The sequence below is a fragment of the Paraburkholderia sp. GW821-FHT02A12 genome (assembly GCF_059422005.1).
In genome coordinates this window covers 305,992-324,554 of record NZ_JBWKWA010000002.1, presented here as the reverse complement: position 1 = coordinate 324,554, position 18,563 = coordinate 305,992, and the positions used below count along the sequence as shown (strand labels likewise).

The window sequence follows — 18,563 nt, the reverse complement described above, 5'->3', positions numbered from 1 at the left end:
TATCTCGACCGACGATATGATCAGCATCGCACCAATTTCTTCCGAGCCGTGGGGCGTATTGCCCGGTGGCGATCCTGTCCGGCTCTTCACGCTGCGCAACACCCACGGCATGAAAGTCGCCATCAGCGACCTGGGCGCGACGCTGGTCTCGTGGCATGCGCCGGACCGCGCCGGACGGCTCGCCGATATCCTGCTCGGGCACGACACGCCAACCGAATATGTCGCCGCGACCACCTACATGGGCGGACTGATCGGCCGGTGGGCGAACCGTATTGCCGATGCGCGCTTCACGCTCGACGGCATCGAATACACGCTGGATCGCAACGAAGGGAACAACCTGTTGCATGGCGGCACGCAGGGTTTTCATCGCGCGCTATGGGACGTCAGCGAAGACAACGGCTCGCTCGTGATGCAGCTCGAATCGCCGGAGGGCGATGCCGGTTTTCCGGGCAACGTAACGGTTCAGGTGCGCTATACGCTCGACGACGACGGCGCGTTGACGATCGCCTATGAAGCCGTCACCGATGCACCGACGCCGCTCAATTTGACAAGCCATCCTTACTTCAACCTGTCAGGTCGGCCGGGTTCCGACATTCGCGGCCACGTGTTGTCGATCGATGCCGACACGTTTTTTGAAGTCGATGCGGCGCTGATTCCTTGCAAGCTCGCCGACGTAGCGGGCAACGCGTTCGACTTCCGGCAAAGCGCGCCGATCGGCGCGCGGCTGGACTGGCCGCATGCGCAGCTCGCGCGGGCGGGCGGCTTCGATCATTGTTACGTGCTGCGCGACACGGCGGATGCAACCGGCGTTGCATTGTCCGGCGCTTCGCTGGTGCGCCCGGTCGCCTGCGCATACGACCCCGGCAGCGGGCGCGAACTCACCGTCTCGACCGATCAGCGCGGCTTACAGTTCTATACGGGCAATTGGCTGCGTGACGATCCAGGGCGCGGCGGTATCGCCTATCAACCTCACGCCGGCCTTTGCCTTGAAACAGGCGGCTTTCCGAATCAGGTCAACATGGCGGAACAGGAACAGGTCGTCGTGCGGGCCGGCAATGCGTATCGGCAAGTGACCCAGTATCGGATCAGCGTACGCAGCGGCGTTTGAGCTCGTTCCTCATGATTTAGAACGCGCGTCCTTACAATTCCGACTTGCTATTTCCTGCAAGACTGAATTACGTGAGCGGGGGTTTCTCCTGGATTTGCCGCTTCCTAGAATTTGTTCATCGGTCGCCGAACACGTGTTGTGCGGCGCTGGACAAAACAGTTCTCGGAGGGACGCATCATGAAATCGCTGATCAAAGCAGTGGCGCTGGCGGTCGTTATCGCAGCCCCAGTCGCTTCGTTCGCGCAATCGGATCAACCGGTCACGCGTGCGGAAGTCAAGGCTCAATTGCGCCAACTCGAGCAAGCAGGCTACAACCCCGCCGCGTCAACCGACGCCACCTACCCTGCGGACATTCAGGCTGCCGAAGCACGCGTTGCCGCGCAAAATGCCACGGCTCAAGCCGGTACCACCGGCTATGGACCTTCCGCGAGCGGCTCGTCGCAAACCGGCCGTAACGCCAATGTGGAGAATGCGTCGCCGCAAGAGCCTGTTATGGGCGGTCAGTAAGACTCTCCCGTCGCGCAGTTCGATGCGAGCCATGCTTCATGGCATGCGCTCGCATGAGCTTCGCCATCCCGTCTCCTGTCCATCGATACCGTGTTGTCGCGTCGCTCCGTCCGGCGGCACAACGTCATTGCAGCACCCGCAGCCATTGCGGTACGAACTGACGAAATCGCATCGCTTCTGCCTTAGTCCCCCTTCTCTTTTCGCGAGCCAGTGTTGCATGCGATGGACCGTTCGGTAAGCGGTCAAATGCCTGCAATGCGTCTGCCTGTCCGCACATCGCAAGTTCTCTTGCTAGCGCGGGACGGTTGGGCGTGGGGCACCGACGGCATTGGCTATAACGTGCAGGCGGTCAAGAAAGCGCTCGGCGGCGATGCGCCTGTCGATAGCTGGTCGCTGCTGTTCGACCCGGCTAATCTGTCGAAGGTCAAATGCTGTGGCGTGTCGTTCCTCGACTCGGCCGCCGATGTTTTCCCGGCAGTCCTTCAGTACATGCACAAGGACCCGAACAGCGCCAATCCTGGTGACTATCAGGCCGCTTACGAAGTGTTGAAGAAAGTCCGGCCGTATATCACGCAGTTCAATTCATCCGGCTACATCAACGATCGTAAGCGCCCGGCCAAGGCACCCGTGATTCAGGCGCTACCTTCCCAGAGCACCAACGCGGTGGTCGGCGAGGCGATATACGCCTGCGTCAGCGAGTTGCCGCCGCTGCCCGCGATATTAGTAAGCGAACCGCCGGTCGACAAATTGAAACTATGGTGCTGGGTGCCAGCGCTAATGTTAGTAAACACCGCCGGAGAGAAGTCTGGAAGATCGGCTGAGATCCCTTCTACGATCCACTCCGCTCGGGCGCCGACTGAGGTGATGCCGGGCCGCGCAGTAATGCCGACACTGGTGGCTTGCTGGGTCCTGTAGTTCATCATCGAGACGAAGCCTTGACCCGGCTCGGGTGCACAAACGAGGAAGGACACCAGGTCGCCCGGCTGAATCGCGAAATTGGTGACCTGCACCGCCGGGTCTTTGTACTGGCTTGTGTACCACTCTGTCCATGCCCAGTAGTTCACGCTGTTGCCGGTGATCGTGGCTGCCGTGCCCGCCTGCAATAGCTCGTATGACGTCGGGTCGGAGCCGTCCAGACCGACCCAGAAGCCAACCGTCAAAGGAGTAGAAGGATCGCCGGGAACGGGAAAGATCTCCGGCACGACCCATTCTGCGAACACCGTATTAGCTGGCTCGTAGGGGGAAAAGCCTTGCGACGCCGTTGACACTACAATGCCACCCCAGCCGGACGGGCTGAAGTCCGACTTCGGGTCGCGTCGACGATCGCGTCGGCTCATGATCGGGTCTATCGCAAGTTCAGCCTTGACCATGTGCAGCTGTGGTGCACGGGTAAAAGCCCGCTGCCAGAGCCGCATCAACTGCGGTTCCGTCTTCGCGTCCGGCCGGCGCGGGAATCCATGCCGTCGAAGTTGCCTGGCATCCGAAAGTTGCGGATCAAATTCGGCTGGCGGCGATTCATAGGTCTGAAACCGGCTCAGTACATCTTCGGATGAGGGATGGTCCATGAATAGGTTCCTCCAATTCAGGGCTACCGGTCCAGGATTAGTCGAACCGGTAGAAGATTGTGGGTGGAAACGCGACTCGCCGACTTCCGTCGGTCCCGCCGAACAGACGCTCTTTCAGAGCGACCTCTTTTCAGCGCCGAACGTTTGCGTAGCTAGTGTTTATGTATAGTCCGGCAGTGCCTGTCGGAAAGGGCGCGGCGCATTGGGTCCGTTCTCTAAGACGGCTTAGTCGACCCGCGTTTTCAATCCCTCGGGCGAAATTGCTGACGGACTCCGATGTGGGTTCACAAAAACCTGCCGCCGTAGTGAGCCGCGCTCAGTATCACGGAAAGCAGGACGGACTACCCATATCGAGATGTGGCGCGGTAGCAGTAGGTTCGGTTTGTCTGTTGCCGCCTCTTTCGTCTGGCGGTGCCCGAGTAACGTCACCCTAACCCCGTTTCCACATCCCGCTCATCGAACCGGACATGCAGATCGCCCGCATCCGGCTCTCGGACAGGACATCACGCCTTCGTACACGGCAAGTTACAGCCAGGGACCCGTTAAGCGAACGAGACCGAAGTGCCCGCAGAGATGCTGGGATGGATAGCCCCCGCCTCTGCGACGCCTAAGCTTGTACTTGTTGCGTAACCACCGACGCAACCGCGTAGCGGTGTAGCTGTCGAGCGCCCGATACGCACGTCTGTCCACGGTTTGATAAGGAATGTGCCGGTCGCCAGCAGGTTTCTCAGGAATTGAGCCGTATTGCCACTCAGCGCCGTTTCGCTCCGGCCAACCCGAAATTTGAACGCCCGTAGGTCAGCAACGTTGCTAGCCGGGTCCGGCCCTACGTTGGTGTTGCTCGTGAGCGGTCCGTCATTAGGACCGGATAGCCGCCGTCGCAGCCGGGAAAGCCGAAACTGACGCTGTCGCGACAAACGACAACCCGTTTTGGCAGCGCATATTTCGCCTACAGTCGCCACCACCCGACCAGGATTCAACACGCACTCGAACCCGGAAACCCGCGCCAATGCGCGGTCTAGCACGTGACATGCAGGATCGCATTGGTCTGGTCAGGGTGCTCCTTGAGTTTGGCGATGGCTTCCGCTGTCGGCAGGATAACCAATTCGACTTGCCGACGCTGGGCCTCGTGCTTCACCTCTTCCATCACCGGTAACGCCCCGGTGCCGGTGCCAATCACGAGCCGGCGGCACTTCCAGGGTATGTCCTCCTGCGCGGACAGCGGTGTGTGCCCGAAGGCCTCGCGGAACGGCTTGGAGGGTTTCTTCGTGCGTTTGCGAATCTGCCCGTGGTCGATCACCACGTCATGCTGGTAGGTGACCCCATCAATGCGGATGGAACCAAACGAAAATGCTTCGAAGCGCATACCCACCTCCGCCGGTTTCGTGCTGGCAGCGACTCCCTCAGTCAAGGCCCATCGGATTGATGTCCGACACGAATAATTATAGGTTGGAACCATTTGCCGGCAAACCGCGCGAGCCGACTGAGGCGACCGACGACATCGACGATTCGGAGGTGATGTCACGAGTGCCATTGAGAAGGCCGGTTGGGGTAGGGATTCGCGAACTACCGGTATCGACCCACAAGGGACAGTTGGATTTCTCCGTAACGGACGTTCAAGCGACTGGAAATGTTAAACCTCGCAAATAGCCAGGCACCGGGCTGTAGTCGATCCGAGCTAAGCTTGACGCGCCCACGCAGTCTGATGCTGAGTCGCCCCGTTGCCTCCAATCTCGCCTATCAGATAATCGATGAACGACGCTATTCGCGAAGAAACGGCTGTATTGCGGTAATAGACAGCATGGATTGGCTGACAGACGTCCTTGGTCTGACGGGCCAGGATCTGCACGAGACGCCCTGTTTCGCGGTCCCGGTCGGTCATGAAATCCGACAGGCAGACAACGCCCACGCCTTCGAGCGCCAGTTGACGAAGCGTCTCGCCGCTCGATGAACTTGCCACCGGCTCGATACGGTACGGCTCACCGTCGGCACCGAGCAATGGCCAGACATTGAGCGACTCCGGTTGTGTAAATCCCAGCAGTACGTGCTTGCCAAGGTCAGCGACCTCGCGCGGATGTCCGTGCGCCTCAAGATAGTCGGGACTCGCAAGAACACGCATCCGGCTACTGCCAACAAGCCGGCTATGCAGCGTCGAATCCTTGAGCCGGCCAATTCGAATAGCGACATCGGTGCGGCTCTCGAGTAGATCGATGATGCCGTCGTTCGTGTTCAGCTCCAGGTGAACGTGCGGATAGCGCACGCGGTAGCCTTGCACAAGCGGTGCGATCACGTGCAGCATGAAAGGCGACGCTGCATTGATCCGCAAGAGCCCCGATGGGTTTTCCCGACGCGCGACCATCTGTTCCTCCGCGCTTTCCACGGAATCGATGATGGCGCGCGCGTGTTGAAGGAACGCGCGCCCTTCCTCGGTCAGCTCCATCCTGCGCGTGGTCCGGCGCATCAAAGTCGTTTTCAGCTTTTCCTCGAGGCGCCCCAGCGTCCGGCTAGCCGCCGACACTGTCAGGTCGAGATGTTGAGCAGCTGCCGTCATCGAGCCGGTATCGACCACGGCCATGAACGTCGCCAATTCGTCGAGGGTGATATTCACTGTTGATTTTTTTTCAAAAGAATTTTGTTTATAGACCAGTTTGTGAACAAAAGTAAAGCTGGCAGACTCGGTCGTCAGAATCCTCAATTCCTTCGCGAGGGAATACAGCCGCCGGAGGGCGCAGGCGCGGTGTCGAGTCTGGTGAGACAAAACTTTCTCCAATGTCACGGAGATTTAATAAATCAAACAGGCTGTTTCCGGAGACATACGTCGCAACGTTCAGGCTTCCGCAGACCAGGCAGGCAACTACTCTGCTTAGCCGGAATGCGACTGACATCGGCATAAAGCCGGCGCGCAACTCCCCTCGATCAATGCGAGCACAAACATGACGGTTACTGAGCGACCCGCGAATTACGGCACCAGCATGATCGACCTGGGCCGGTTTCAGATCGATTTGGAGATGCGGACGCTGCACCAAAGCGGCACGCTCGTACCTGTCGGATCTCGCGCCTTCGATATTCTTGCCGTGCTCGTGTCGGCCGCTGGACGACTCGTTACGAAAGACGAATTGCTGGATAGTGTCTGGCCGAAAACCGTCGTCGAAGAAAACAATATCCACGTCCATCTGTCCGCGTTACGCAAAATACTTGGTGAGGATCGCAACCTGATTGTCACGATCCCTGGTCGCGGGTATCAGTTGCGACAACGACCCGTTGAGAGCCGGGCTTCTGCGGTCGAGTCCCGAGCCTTCAGACGTAGCCTGCCGCTACGCGAAACCCGGCTCACAGGCCGCGACGCAGCCGTTCGGCAGATCAGCACGTTGCTCCAGACTACGCAGGTATTGACGCTGACTGGAGCCGGCGGTATCGGGAAGACGAGCCTGGCTATAGAGGTAGCACGGCAGGCATCGAACGATTTTTCCCGCGCTGTGTGTTTTGTCGAACTTGCCACGGCAACAACCGAAGATGCGGTCCTATGCAAGGTCGCCGAAGCATGCGGGCTGTCGACGCTCGATGCTGCAGTCGACATTGCGCAACTGGCTGCGGCGGTTTCCGGCAAACGTCTGCTCCTCGTGCTGGATAACGCCGAGCATGTGATCGACGCCGTCGCGCGGATCGTCGACGCACTCGTAGCGGCAAGCGAAATTCTGCATGTTATGGTAACGAGTCGTGAACCGCTTCGCCTGATACCAGAGACGGTGTACCGGGTCGAGCCACTCGACGTGCCGCCTTCGCATTCAACCCATGCGGAGATCGTCCAGTTTTCAGCGGTAAAGTTGTTTTTGCTGCGCGTCAATTCAATCCAACAGTATGCATACGCCGGCTGCGAGGAAATTCATCTCATCGGCGAGATCTGCCGCCGGCTGGACGGCATTCCTTTGGCGATCGAACTGGCAGCGGCGCGCGTCGCTGGCCTCGGCGTTGAGGGTGTTCATCGCTATTTGCACGACCGTTTCAGTTTGCTGACGGGCGGCTACCGGACCGCTCTGCCACGCCATCAAACCTTACGTGCGACGTTCGACTGGAGTTTCTCCATACTGAATCCATGCCATCGGTTACTGTTCAGGCGCCTCGCGGTATTCAGCGGCGGCTTTACGTTCGATGCGATGTGCGCGGTGGTGTGCGACGAGAAATACGCTGTGGCGGACGCGATCGGCGGCATCGGCGATCTGGTGGCGAAATCGCTCGTCAACATTGAGCTGGAGGGGCCGGTAAGCAGGTATCGCCTTTCCGATTCGACACGTGCCTATGCGCTGGAGAAGCTGTATGCGGAAGGCGAGCAGAAGCTGATCGCGGCGCGCCATGCACGCTATGTCTCCCATTGCTTGAGACCGTGTCTGGCTGACAGTGTCGCTGAACAATTGGACCGGGAAATCGATTTCCGGCAGTCGCTGGATGATGCACGCAGCGCTTTCGATTGGGCGTTCTCGCAGCATGGCGATACGCGGATTGGGGTCGAGCTCGCGTCAGGTCTCACAGAGGCGCTGCTCGATGCGGGCCTGATTCACGAATGCTGCACGCGTGCTGAGCAGGCCATCGATGCGCTTGAAGAACTGCCCTCTGCCTCGGTGGACTCGGACACCGAAATGCGCGTACGTGCCACTCTCGCCTCGGCATTGATCTATGCTCAGGGGCCCGTGTCAAAGTCGGCACAATTGTGGACGGAAGTGCTGGCTCTTGCTGGCGATACAGGCGACCAGGTTCGGCATGCCCAAGCACTCTGGGGGCTGTGGAACACGTTGCTTTCCTCTGGGAACGTATACGGGTCGATGAATTACGCCAGACGATTCCAGCGATTTGCCAGCCATCGCGGCACGGCCTGGCAAATTGTTCTTGGGGATCAGCTGGTCGCAATTTCGCAGCATTGCCTCGGCGAGCACGAGCAGGCAAAGTTGGTCCTGGCGAACGCAATGAAGCGCTTCGACCAGTTGGAGAACGATCCACAACGCGATGGCAGATTCGCGGTCGATCCCATGGCGATGTGCAACGGCACGTTGGTCCGGATCGCATGGCTACAAGGTGACACCGAGGCGTCGCTGGCGCTTGTTGACGTACTTATCAACCAGGTTCGCTCGGAGACCCTCGAACCGACGCTGACTCACGTACTGGGCGCGGTGGCAATACCGCTGGCGCTGATTTCCGGCGACCTGGAGCGTGCCACGCGCTATATCGACATAATGCGATCGCAAGCTGCGCTACATGGTTTCGGAATCTGGCTCGATTACTGCGCCTGTCTTGGCGCATGCCGGGACATACTCGACGGACAAGGGGTTGCGGCGACGGCGCTGCTCGAGGAAAAGCTGGATGCACTCCTGTCGCGCGGCTTCAGGCGTCTGGTTACCCCAATCATCGTAACCTGCGCTGAAGCGTTGATTGCGCAGGGACGTTTGGCGGAGGCGTCCCGCCGGCTGAGCGACGTACACAATTTCTGCCTGAAAAACGGTGAGCTGTTTTTCCTGCCGGAGGTCTGGCGAGGACGTGGCGCGCTCGCCCAAGCTGAAGCCCGCGATCTCGCACCCGATAGCAACGCCGCTCTGAACAAGCTCGCGATTGCGTTCAGCTGCTTTCAGGAGTCAATCGAACTGTCGCGGACGCAGGGAGCAAAAATGTGGGAGTTACGGGCGTCGATGGCGCTGGCGCGCCTGCTCCATGCAAACGACCGGACGGCTGAGGCCGTCGCACTGCTTGCCAGCCTTGCAGCGGACTTCGACGAGACGGGCACTGCTTTCGATATCCAGGCGTTGTTCAAATTTCTCGGAGCATTGCGAGATCATCAAGCCGTGGCAGGCATCGAGGTCCGGCCTGCTGGCTCGCCTGCGACAGTTTGAATTTTGATGGTCGCTGCCGCGCTCAGTTATCAGCTCTTGCCTCTGTACAGAGCCGTGCGCAAGTCCATCTTCGCCCCGTATTGCGTTCCGTGTCTTTTACTGGCGCTCTCGATTCTGGAATTGTTGACGATCCATCGAGCAGTGTCGAATGTCCGCTCGTGGCCGATTGCGGCTAGTCGCGATCCACCACCTGTTTCACCGATGTTTTGGGATTCGAGCTTTCGCGCATTTCGAACTCTACAGCCAGGCTATTATCGACAGTCAATGCCAACTGTCTCGATGGCGTGAGCGTTAGGATGCTGCCCTCAAAGCCAGTTGACGGCGCGTGTTTCTGAAAGGAGATTGCGATGGCTGAGTTCGTAACATGCTTGTGGTTCGATCAAGGTAGAGCGCGCGAGGCGGCGGAGTTTTACGCCGCCACCTTTCCCGACAGCCGTGTCGATGCAGGTCATGTATCCCCTATACCGGGCATTGGGCAGGGTCCGGAGCTGACGGTCGAGTTCACCGTGCTCGGCCGGCGCTTCGTAGGGTTGAACGGCGGGCCCAATTTCAAGGCGAATGAGGCGGTAAGTTTCATGGTCCAGACGGATAGCCAGGAAGAGACCGACCGATATTGGAACGCCATTATCGGCAATGGCGGAGAGGAAGCGCCTTGCGGCTGGTGCAAGGACCGCTGGGGCTTTTCGTGGCAGATCACGCCCAAGCGGCTGCTCGAACTCGTCAACGGGCCCGATCGTAATGCCGCAAGGCGTGCGATGGACGCGATGATGAAAATGAAGAAGATCGATATAACCGCGATAGAGCACGCAGCGGCAGCAACTGATTAACACGCAGACGCGGCGGTTCGGCCAGTCAATCGATGTCGCCGGCCACGAAGCCTTGACGATGCTGCCTACTGCGTCAGCGATCAAATGATCGCAGCGCCCGGAAGCGCGACGCCGCGCAGCATACGCGCCTTTGCAAATTCCGCTGCCGCGCAGTCGGTAAAGCTTAGCCAGCATCGAAAAGGACACCGATCGGCCATCTACGGGCGTTGGCCCACGCTTTCACATGGACGTTCGAACGTCGGCTCCGCCCCAATCAACGGACATCCGTGCGCGGATCACGGCAGTCGCGTCATCGGCCATTGCCGACATTCATGTGTCGGCCGCGGTAGGTCGGCTGGACGCTACGTTGCGGACATTCGGCTGACCAGCGGCGCCAGCGCCTTTCGTCGCGCGCTTTGATCTTGCGGATTGTGACGGTCATCGGGTCGGCCTCGTCTTGTCGATATGTAAAGGGCGGCGAAGCATGCCGCTTCGCAATGTATCGCAACCTATCGTCTGGTGTATGGCGATGCCCCGAAGCACACGGCGGATCGCCTAAACTATAGAATCAACGAACACGGCCATTCCCGCGTCGCTACCCCGCCATGGCGCACATCTTCTTCGCTGCTTCGATTCAGCGGCATATCGCAACGCCCGAGCGCGAGATCGACGCGCGCACGTTCGGCGAAGCGCTAGAGGCCGTCTTCGCCGCGCAACCTCGACTGCGCGGCTACATCCTTGACGATCAGGGCTCGCTGCGGCGGCATCTCGCCGTGTTTGTCGACGGCCGGCCGGTGCGCGACCGACAACATCTGTCCGATGCGCTCGGCGATGAAAGCCGGGTTTACGTCGTACAGGCACTGTCGGGCGGATAAGGGGGTTCCATCGGTATTTGAGCTTTGCATTGGATCGGAGTAAGTGCTCTGCATGGGGCCGGAGTAAGTGCTAAAGCACTAACTCCGATCGACATCTGGTCGACCGCGAAGCATGGGACCAGAGTAAGTGCTCTGCATGGGGCCGGAGTAAGTGCTGAAGCACTAACTCCAGCCGACAGCTGAAGCGCCAACTCTGGTCGACAGGAGACACTCGACATGAGCGATCGATTGCTTGTCGCAACTCGCAAGGGACTGTTCGTTCTGCAAGCCGATGACGAGAGCGGCTGGACGCTCGGTGAGCCGTATTTCGTCGGCGAACCGGTGAGCATGGTGCTGCCTGATCCGCGTGACGGATCGCTGTATGCCGCGCTCAATCTCGGCCACTTCGGCGTGAAGCTGCATCGCCGGCGCGCGGGCATCGCGGATTGGGAAGAGTGCGCGGTCCCCGTCTACCCGCCGCAGCCTGCCGACGAGACGCGTGCCGGTGACGGCGTGAACGCGAGCACGAACGCGAACGCGAGTGCAAACACCAGCGCGGACAATGCGAGCGCCGCCGCGCCCAGCCCGCCGCCCCCTCCCTGGACGCTTCAGCAAGTCTGGTCGCTCGAAACCGGCGGCCCGGACGAGCCGGGCGTCTTGTGGGCCGGCACGATTCCCGGCGGGCTCTTCCGTTCCGACGATGGCGGCGACACATGGGTGCTCAACCGTGCGCTGTGGGATCGCCCGGAGCGCCGCGAATGGTTCGGAGGCGGCTACGACGCGCCGGGCATCCATTCCGTGATGGTCGATCCGCGCGACAGCCGGCACGTGACGATCGGCGTGTCGTGCGGCGGCGTCTGGCAAACCGTCGACGGCGGCGCGACCTGGCGCGTGAATGCCGAGGGCATGGAGGCCGACTACATGCCGCCGGAGCGGCGCGGCGATGCCAACGTGCAAGACCCGCACCGCGTCGTGCAATGCGCGGCAAACCCGGATGTGCTGTGGACGCAGCATCACTGCGCGATCTTCCGCTCGACCGATGGCGCGGCGCACTGGCAGCGGATCGAAGCGCAGCCATCGAGCTTCGGCTTCGCGGTTGCCGTGCATCCGTGCGAGCCGGACACCGCGTGGTTCGTGCCCGCCGTGAAAGACCAGTGCCGGATCCCGGTGGACGGCCAGCTCGTCGTCACGCGCACACGCGACGGCGGCCGCACGTTTGAGCGTTTCTCGAACGGGTTGCCGCCTGCACCGGCGTATGACCTCGTGTATCGGCACGGGCTCGCTGTAGATGACTCCGGCACGCGCCTGGCTATGGGGTCGACCACTGGCGCGCTATGGACGTCCGACGACGGCGGCGAAAGCTGGCATTTGATTTCAGCGCATTTGCCGCCTGTTTATTGTGTTCGGTTTGGATGAGGGCGCGAGGCGGGCTAGTGAGACATGAAACGCTTACGTTCCCATTCATTCGCCGGACATAGCCTGAATGCGTTCATCGGCGTGATGGATCGATACTTCGCGCCATACGCGCCGGCGAACCGCTTTGTGCAACTCGGCTTGTCACGATGTCGAAGAATGACGGGACGCAGATTCGACGATGTACGCCAGGACAGACCGCGCGGGCGGAAATCGCCCCGTCTCACGTCGCCCCCTACGCAATCACGCCACGCGTGAAACCAGAGGTCAAACGTCCCGTTGCTTTCAGAGGCGTATCGCCGGAATCCGAGTCTATCCGCGACGCAGGGGCGCCGGTGGGGGCCTCGCCTGGCCCGCGCTGCTGCGCAAACTCGATCGGGCCGATCCAGGCTATCGCACATAACCCTGCTGTTAGCGGCGGTGTAAAAGCGCCACTAAACGGCGGCGCAAGGTTAAGTAAAAGCATCAACAACAGTTGTTGGGTGATGGTCGTCAGAATGGATCGTCGATGTGGCGAAGGTGAGGATTGTTCGCGGCTACTGAGGAGCGAAAGTCCGGAAAGCACCTTGTAGCCGCCCCACGCGCGCCGATACATGAACGTCGGCAACGGCCGAGCACCCGTCGCCGAACTAGCTAAGAGAACGGCCGCTGTGCTCAGCAAGCTGTCGTTCGGCCAGGGGATGCCTGATTGACGATAGTGGATCGGCTTGCGTCTCTCGGGAATGCGGAATCGGACAAGTTCAGGTTTCGGTGAATGAGTTATATCGCACCGAGCAACGCCTTGACGCAAGGGACGAGGCTTTCATCGTCCCTCGCATCGCAAACCGGAGCCGAGTGGCATCTTTTCTGTCGCAAGAATGGCAGTTTCAACGTGTGCCACTTCGGCACGAGACCTAAGTCGAAACTCCACTCAGCTTCAGGTATCGTTCACCTACGGAATCTGAGAAAGATTTCGCTTCGCCTCCAGTAGTTGAATCAGCAATTGATCGCACTGGCGAAGCATTTCTGGAAAATCGTACGACTGCAGTTCCGTATCGACGCCTTTCGCAATTGACTCGATGTAGTCGTCTGTCTCGGGATACGTGCCCAGGTCTCTGGCCCACTCGCGCTGGGCCGAGCCCAGATGCTGCAGCACATGCGTGATGCCACCGGAGCCTCCAGAAGCGTGAAGGTTGAGAAACGGACCGAGCAGCGCCCAGCGCAGGCCCGGGCCGTAGGAGATCGCCGCGTCGATGTCCTCCACAGAGGCGACCCCGCGCTGTACCAGACTAATGGCTTCTTGCCATATCGCCACCTGCAGACGGTTGGCGATATGACCTTTGACTTCTTTGTTGATCCTGATGACCTTCTTGCCCGTTGACGAATAGAACGCCATCGTTCTCACTATGTTTTCGGGCCATGTGAGGCTGCCGCCACCGACCTCTACCAACGGGATAATGTGGGACGGATTGAATGGATGACCAAGGACAATTCGTTCCGGATGCTTCGCGCCTGCCTGAATCTCGCTGATTGCCAGCCCCGACGACGACGACGCGATGATCGCGTCTGCCCTTGCCGCAGATTCGATGCTCGCGATTAACGAGTGTTTGACATCCAGCCTCTCGGGGCCGCTTTCCTGAATGAAGTCCGCATTGCGTACCGCCTCGCCCACATCAGTCGTGAAAGTCAGGTTTTCTCGCGAGGCGCCATTCGCCAGCCCGAGTCTCTCAACTACAGGCCAACAGTTGTCGATCCAGTTGCGCAGGCGCGACTCGGCCCCGTCGGCGGGGTCCGTCGCCGTGACCGCGAAACCATGAGCCAGGAAGTGTGTCGCCCAGCCTGCGCCAATCACGCCGGTGCCGACGATGGCGATGTTGACGGCTCGCTTTGTCATGGTCTAACTCTCCAGGCAGGCAGCGTTGATTGTTTCGCGCAACGGCCGCAGTCCGATGATCTCCCGTGCCTCAGCCGGCGTGGCCGGCTCGTAACCCATCTCCCGTACCAGGCGAACGAGCCGCTCGACCAGTTGCACGTTGGTGGCCAACTCGCCCTGCTTGTAGTACAGGTTGTCTTCGAGCCCGACGCGCACGTGGCCCCCCAGTAACAGCGAGTTCATCGCGGCGGGCAGCTGCGCCGCGCCGATGGCGCTGACGTTGAAGACGGTGTTGCGGGGCAGGTGGTCGACCATTGTCTGCAACAGGCGAGGCGTGTAAGGCAAGGCGCCCTGGAAGGCATTGGCACCGATGACGATATTGATAAAGTGCGGGGCATCGTCGAGGCCCTCGTTGATGGCCCGCTGAACATCCTGAACAATGTCGGCAAGACCAAACACCTCCCATTCCGGCTTGATCCCGCGCTCGCTCATCATCTCGGCAATCTGCCGGATTCGCGAGGGCGGCGTCGCCACCAGAATCTCCTTGCCGTTGAAACTTGCGATCACGGTCTGTGCATCGAGCGTGCACATCTCGACGCCGTCACCCTGCATGCCTTTCAGGCGTTCTTCCCACTGGATTTCCCACAGGCCGTTGTCGAGTTCGCGAACCATGTCGCCGTTAATGCCGCCGCCGGTGGAGTTGTTCAGAATGATGTCGCACTTGTCGCGAATCAGCCGGTTGATGTGGCTATAGATTGCAGGATCACAGGTGGCCTCGTCGTCGGGACGCCGTGCATGCACTGCCACGACACTGGCACCGGCGTTGTAGCAGCGGTAGGTGTCGTCGGCGATCTCCTGCGGCTGTGTCGGCAGGTTCGGGTTCATTTTCTTGTTGGCCATGCCGCCCGTCGGGGCAACCGTCACGATGACTTTGGGCTTGCTCATGCTGGTCTTCTCCAGAGAAGAAATGGGTCTAAAGGACAGGATTGACTATGGCTGCTCGATCAGTGCGTGCTCGCGCCATCGCCCGGGCCCACGCGGATCGCGCTCTTTGGGAGGCCCAGCAGGATCGTCAGGCCGCCGCCAATGACAAGTGCGATCAAGCCCAGCAGACCCATCTGGATGCTGCCTGTCGCGCCCTTGATCCAGCCGATCAGCGTCGGGCTGACGAAGCCGCCAAGGATGCCCAGTGAGCTGATCACCGCGATACCGGCTGCGGCTGCGTCGCGGCCAAGGTAGGTCGGGGGAATCGACCAGAACAGCGAGCCGCCGCCAAAGATGAAGAACGAGGCAACACACAGCAGGGCCATCACCGGGACGACCGCGGTGCCAAGAAAGGAAGTCGAGGCCAGAGCCACCGCGCCGAGGACCAGGGTTCCCCCGACATGCCAGCGACGCTCCTTGAAACGGTCCGAACTGCGGCTGATGACGAGAACGCCAAGTGCACCGAAGAAATAGGGCACTGCCGTGTACCAGCCGATCGTCGCGATCGGGGCGATGCCGAGGCCTTTGATCATGGTCGGCAGCCAGAACGTGAGCGTGTAGACGGCGCAAGCGCAGCAGAAGTAGACGAAGGCAAGCACGTAGGTCTTCGGGTCCGCCAGCGCCGTGACGAGCCTGCCATGACGCCCAGCCTTCGCCTCGCCTCGGTGGTCGGCATTCAGGACCGACTGCACCAGCGCTTTCTCGGCGTCGTTCAGCCAGGACGCGCGGGCCGGCCCGTTCGGAAGCATGCGATACAGCAGGAACCCCAGCAGAACGGTCGGCAAGCCTTCTACGAGGAAGAGCCACTGCCATCCATGCATGCCGCCAAGGCCCTCCATGCCGCTCATGATCGTTCCCGACAGTGGGCCGCCCAGAACGCCCGTGATCGGCATGCCGAACAGGAACAGGCCCGTCACACGGCCGCGCCGCTGGCTCGGGTACCAGTACGTCAGATACAGAATGATGCCAGGGAAGAAGCCTGCTTCGAATATGCCCAGCAGCAACCGGATGGCATAGAACTGCCACGGTGCCGTGACGAAGGCGGTCGCCGCGGACATTAAGCCCCACAGCACCATGATCCTCAGGAAGGTTAGTCGCGCGCCTATCTTTTCGAGCAGCAGATTGCTAGGCACCTCGAACAACAGATAGGTGACGAAGAAGATGCCCGCACCGAGTCCATACACAGCGTCAGAGAAAGCAAGGTCTTGCTTCATCTGCAACTGCGCGTATCCGATATTGATTCGATCGAGGAATGCGAAGACATACGCGATCAAAACGAGCGGCATGACGCGCCAACTGATCTTACGAAAGACGGCGTCTTCGACTATGTGGTTCGTCGGGCTCTCGACGAGCGCAGCTGCGGCGGGCAGCGGACGAGCGGGAATCATGCGTGTCTCCTGGTCTTGTATGACACGCATTATTTCGAGCGACCGCTTCCACGACTGTCGATCGCGCGACAGTTGGAGTCAGCGTAAACACCAAGCAATGCGCGAACGCCGTCGGCAACGATTCGCGAAGAAAGATACGCGGCGCTAGCGTGCCAAGGCGTGAAGCCCAGGTAAATCCAGCACGACGATGCCGCCGTACTCGGTGCGCACGAGGCCGGCATTCTTGAAGCGGGTCATCGCCTTATTGCACGTTTGACGCGACACGACGGCCAGGTTGGCGAGTTCTTCCTGAGACATCGGCAGATGCTCCACGCCGCTCGGATTGGACAATGGTTGCACCATGCCCACCAGCGCCCGTGCGACAAGACTGTCGGTATCGAGCAATCCGTGCGCGGCGACGGCGCCCATGAACCAGTGCAGACGCTCGTTGACCTGGAACAGCAGAAATTCGTTGAACGACGGCTGATGCTCGCGAAGCCAATTGAACGTTGTGCGTGGAATCTGCGCGACGCGGCTGTCGCGCAACGCGATGAGATCGGACTCGCGCGGCGCGTTGCGAATCAGCGTGCCTTCTCCGAACCAACTGCCTACCGACTGCCCGCCTAAAGTCACCGTCTGTCCGTCGCGCGCGGTGATCGACCACTTGATGAGGCCCTCGAGCATGCCGAACCACATATGTTGCCGTTCGCCGTGGTGCCCGAGGGTCTGACCTGCGGCGACGGCGCGCTCCGACGCGTCAGCGCGCACGCGAGACTTCACGGGTTCGTCCAGCCTTTCGAACCACGGCGACCGTGCGAGTAGTTCATCGAGCGTAAGCGAAACAGTGACCATCCGCTTTTGTCTGGTCATTCCCTGCTCCCAGAGCCGCTCGCCCGGCGGTCAATGCAAACTGTCGCCGCAGTGACAGTGTTGCGGGTGCAATACACACACAATGGTCGGACTGGAAACTGGAGCATAGGCCCGTGAGTAAAGAAACTGTCTATCGTGTCGACGTGCAATTCGGCGATTGCGACCCGGCCGGAATCGTCTTTTTTCCGAACTTCTCGCGCTGGATGGACGCCGCTTCGCACGATTATTTTATACAGTGCGGCCTGCCACCATGGCGGGATATGCAAACGCTACCCCATTGCATCGGTGCGCCGCTGCTAGAGGTCCACACTCGCTTTCACACCTCGGCGACCTACGGCGAAAGTCTGGAGGTGCATACCCGCATTGAGGAATGGCGAGGCAAAGTCTTTATCCAAAGCCATCGAGTCATCCGCAACGATACGCTGATTTGCGAGGGGCGCGCGACACGCGCGTTGTGTATCAAACAGGACGATGGACGGCTGAAGGCCGTCCCCGTGCCCGAGTTTATACGTGCCGCCTGCGACTGAGCGGCGAGCGTGACCCAAGTCAGAACAGAGGGTTTCATGACCACATCAAAAGGCTGGCGCGTGCTGGTGACGGCGGGTGCAGGCGGGATAGGGCGCGCCATCGCGGAAGCATTCGTCTCGGCGGGCGCGAGCGTCTTTGTCTGCGACATCGACGAAGCGGCGCTTCAACAGATGCAGGCCCAATTGCCGGGCGTCAGGACATCAGTGTGCGACATCGCCGATCGCGCGGCGGCTTCGCGCATGGTCGCGGACGCCGCGTCCGCTCTAGGCGGATTGGACGTCCTGATCAACAACGCGGGCATTGCTGGACCGACCGCGAGTGTCGCGGAGATGGATCCGGACGCGTGGGAAGCTGTACTTCGTCTGAACCTCACAGGCACATTCATGGTCACGCAACAGGCCATCCCTTTCCTGAAGCAATCGGGCGCGGGCGTGATTCTCATCATGTCGTCGCTCGCCGGCCGCTTCGGTTACCCGAACCGCAGTCCCTACGCAACGACCAAATGGGGGCTCATCGGATTCGCAAAGACCTTGTCACGTGAGCTGGGCGAATTCGGCATACGAGTCAATGCGATCCTGCCGGGTGCCGTGGAAGGTCCGCGTATTCAGCAGGTGCTGGCGGGACGCGCATCAGCCAGCGGCCGCACCGTCGCGCAGGAAGAGGCGGCTGCGCTCGCCAATCAGTCCATCAAGCATTTTGTCGATCCAGCGGACATCGCGGCGCTCGCTGTTTTTCTGGCATCCGATGCCGGGCGTTCCATTTCGGGGCAAATGATCCCGATAGACGGCGATTCGCAAAGCGCATCCTGAGATCAGGGTAAACATCCATGACGA

15 protein-coding genes and 1 pseudogene are annotated in these 18,563 nt (G+C 60.4%); 9 read left to right on the top strand and 7 right to left on the bottom strand.

Annotated elements, in window-relative coordinates; all coding sequences use genetic code 11:
• The first annotated feature begins 16 nt into the window (after nucleotides 1-16).
• The 3 genes and pseudogenes from AC07WT_RS22660 to AC07WT_RS22650 form a co-directional block, all read left to right on the top strand.
• A complete protein-coding gene (locus AC07WT_RS22660; RefSeq protein WP_494948672.1) occupies nucleotides 17-1,108 on the top strand; it encodes an aldose epimerase family protein in 1,092 nt (363 codons plus the stop codon).
• A gap of 177 nt (nucleotides 1,109-1,285) precedes the next feature.
• The gene (locus tag AC07WT_RS22655; protein ID WP_492591218.1) at nucleotides 1,286-1,615 is read left to right on the top strand and encodes a DUF4148 domain-containing protein; all 330 of its coding nucleotides are present in this window, start codon (nucleotides 1,286-1,288) and stop codon (nucleotides 1,613-1,615) included.
• 306 nt (nucleotides 1,616-1,921) lie between these two features.
• Nucleotides 1,922-2,218 (top strand): annotated as a pseudogene (locus AC07WT_RS22650) (polyamine ABC transporter substrate-binding protein); the annotation flags it as partial.
• Between the two features lie 29 nt (nucleotides 2,219-2,247).
• On the opposite strand, the gene AC07WT_RS22645 reads toward AC07WT_RS22650, so the two are convergent.
• The 3 genes from AC07WT_RS22645 to AC07WT_RS22635 form a co-directional block, all read right to left on the bottom strand.
• The gene (locus AC07WT_RS22645) at nucleotides 2,248-3,180 is read right to left on the bottom strand and encodes a G1 family glutamic endopeptidase (protein WP_494948671.1); all 933 of its coding nucleotides are present in this window, start codon (nucleotides 3,178-3,180) and stop codon (nucleotides 2,248-2,250) included.
• A gap of 1,018 nt (nucleotides 3,181-4,198) precedes the next feature.
• Nucleotides 4,199-4,546 (bottom strand): MTH938/NDUFAF3 family protein, encoded by a 348-nt coding sequence (locus AC07WT_RS22640; RefSeq protein WP_492591220.1) that lies wholly within the window; start codon nucleotides 4,544-4,546, stop codon nucleotides 4,199-4,201.
• Between the two features lie 312 nt (nucleotides 4,547-4,858).
• Nucleotides 4,859-5,788, bottom strand: a complete 930-nt coding sequence (locus AC07WT_RS22635) for a LysR substrate-binding domain-containing protein (protein ID WP_494951008.1) — start codon at nucleotides 5,786-5,788, stop codon at nucleotides 4,859-4,861.
• Nucleotides 5,789-6,113: 325 nt separating this feature from the next.
• Between AC07WT_RS22635 and AC07WT_RS22630 the strand changes: the two genes are divergently transcribed.
• The 4 genes from AC07WT_RS22630 to AC07WT_RS22615 all read left to right on the top strand — a co-directional run bounded on the left by AC07WT_RS22630 (nucleotide 6,114) and on the right by AC07WT_RS22615 (nucleotide 12,132).
• A complete protein-coding gene (locus AC07WT_RS22630; RefSeq protein ID WP_494948670.1) occupies nucleotides 6,114-9,056 on the top strand; it encodes an ATP-binding protein in 2,943 nt (980 codons plus the stop codon).
• Between the two features lie 347 nt (nucleotides 9,057-9,403).
• Complete coding sequence (locus tag AC07WT_RS22625) at nucleotides 9,404-9,883, top strand: VOC family protein (RefSeq protein ID WP_494948669.1); 480 nt, start codon at nucleotides 9,404-9,406, stop codon at nucleotides 9,881-9,883.
• A gap of 584 nt (nucleotides 9,884-10,467) precedes the next feature.
• Nucleotides 10,468-10,737, top strand: a complete 270-nt coding sequence (locus AC07WT_RS22620) for a MoaD/ThiS family protein (protein ID WP_494948668.1) — start codon at nucleotides 10,468-10,470, stop codon at nucleotides 10,735-10,737.
• 216 nt (nucleotides 10,738-10,953) lie between these two features.
• On the top strand, nucleotides 10,954-12,132 hold the full coding sequence (locus tag AC07WT_RS22615) for a WD40/YVTN/BNR-like repeat-containing protein (RefSeq protein WP_494948667.1): 1,179 nt from the start codon (nucleotides 10,954-10,956) through the stop codon (nucleotides 12,130-12,132).
• 928 nt (nucleotides 12,133-13,060) lie between these two features.
• Here the strand turns inward: AC07WT_RS22615 and AC07WT_RS22610 are convergent.
• The 4 genes from AC07WT_RS22610 to AC07WT_RS22595 form a co-directional block, all read right to left on the bottom strand.
• A complete protein-coding gene (locus AC07WT_RS22610) occupies nucleotides 13,061-14,002 on the bottom strand; it encodes a 3-hydroxyacyl-CoA dehydrogenase NAD-binding domain-containing protein (RefSeq protein WP_494948666.1) in 942 nt (313 codons plus the stop codon).
• Nucleotides 14,003-14,005: 3 nt separating this feature from the next.
• On the bottom strand, nucleotides 14,006-14,926 hold the full coding sequence (locus AC07WT_RS22605) for a beta-keto acid cleavage family enzyme (RefSeq protein ID WP_494948665.1): 921 nt from the start codon (nucleotides 14,924-14,926) through the stop codon (nucleotides 14,006-14,008).
• 59 nt (nucleotides 14,927-14,985) lie between these two features.
• On the bottom strand, nucleotides 14,986-16,353 hold the full coding sequence (locus tag AC07WT_RS22600) for an MFS transporter (RefSeq protein WP_494948664.1): 1,368 nt from the start codon (nucleotides 16,351-16,353) through the stop codon (nucleotides 14,986-14,988).
• 144 nt (nucleotides 16,354-16,497) lie between these two features.
• On the bottom strand, nucleotides 16,498-17,202 hold the full coding sequence (locus AC07WT_RS22595; RefSeq protein WP_492591228.1) for a Crp/Fnr family transcriptional regulator: 705 nt from the start codon (nucleotides 17,200-17,202) through the stop codon (nucleotides 16,498-16,500).
• Between the two features lie 113 nt (nucleotides 17,203-17,315).
• Between AC07WT_RS22595 and AC07WT_RS22590 the strand changes: the two genes are divergently transcribed.
• Together AC07WT_RS22590 and AC07WT_RS22585 are read left to right on the top strand one after the other, a co-directional pair.
• Entirely contained in the window at nucleotides 17,316-17,729 is a 414-nt protein-coding gene (locus tag AC07WT_RS22590; RefSeq protein WP_494948663.1) for an acyl-CoA thioesterase, read from the top strand.
• Nucleotides 17,730-17,765: 36 nt separating this feature from the next.
• Nucleotides 17,766-18,539, top strand: coding sequence for an SDR family oxidoreductase (locus tag AC07WT_RS22585; RefSeq protein WP_492591230.1), 774 nt, complete (start codon nucleotides 17,766-17,768; stop codon nucleotides 18,537-18,539).
• The last annotated feature ends 24 nt before the right edge of the window (nucleotides 18,540-18,563 follow it).

What these genes read in the sequence shown, in the direction of transcription:
- AC07WT_RS22660 (WP_494948672.1), top strand. Translation starts at nt 17, where the DNA reads ATGATCAGCATCGCACCAATTTCTTCCGAGCCGTGGGGCGTATTGCCC.
- AC07WT_RS22655 (WP_492591218.1), top strand. Translation starts at nt 1,286, where the DNA reads ATGAAATCGCTGATCAAAGCAGTGGCGCTGGCGGTCGTTATCGCAGCC.
- AC07WT_RS22645 (WP_494948671.1), bottom strand. Translation starts at nt 3,180, where the DNA reads ATGGACCATCCCTCATCCGAAGATGTACTGAGCCGGTTTCAGACCTAT.
- AC07WT_RS22640 (WP_492591220.1), bottom strand. Translation starts at nt 4,546, where the DNA reads ATGCGCTTCGAAGCATTTTCGTTTGGTTCCATCCGCATTGATGGGGTC.
- AC07WT_RS22630 (WP_494948670.1), top strand. Translation starts at nt 6,114, where the DNA reads ATGACGGTTACTGAGCGACCCGCGAATTACGGCACCAGCATGATCGAC.
- AC07WT_RS22625 (WP_494948669.1), top strand. Translation starts at nt 9,404, where the DNA reads ATGGCTGAGTTCGTAACATGCTTGTGGTTCGATCAAGGTAGAGCGCGC.
- AC07WT_RS22620 (WP_494948668.1), top strand. Translation starts at nt 10,468, where the DNA reads ATGGCGCACATCTTCTTCGCTGCTTCGATTCAGCGGCATATCGCAACG.
- AC07WT_RS22615 (WP_494948667.1), top strand. Translation starts at nt 10,954, where the DNA reads ATGAGCGATCGATTGCTTGTCGCAACTCGCAAGGGACTGTTCGTTCTG.
- AC07WT_RS22610 (WP_494948666.1), bottom strand. Translation starts at nt 14,002, where the DNA reads ATGACAAAGCGAGCCGTCAACATCGCCATCGTCGGCACCGGCGTGATT.
- AC07WT_RS22605 (WP_494948665.1), bottom strand. Translation starts at nt 14,926, where the DNA reads ATGAGCAAGCCCAAAGTCATCGTGACGGTTGCCCCGACGGGCGGCATG.
- AC07WT_RS22600 (WP_494948664.1), bottom strand. Translation starts at nt 16,353, where the DNA reads ATGATTCCCGCTCGTCCGCTGCCCGCCGCAGCTGCGCTCGTCGAGAGC.
- AC07WT_RS22595 (WP_492591228.1), bottom strand. Translation starts at nt 17,202, where the DNA reads ATGACCAGACAAAAGCGGATGGTCACTGTTTCGCTTACGCTCGATGAA.
- AC07WT_RS22585 (WP_492591230.1), top strand. Translation starts at nt 17,766, where the DNA reads ATGACCACATCAAAAGGCTGGCGCGTGCTGGTGACGGCGGGTGCAGGC.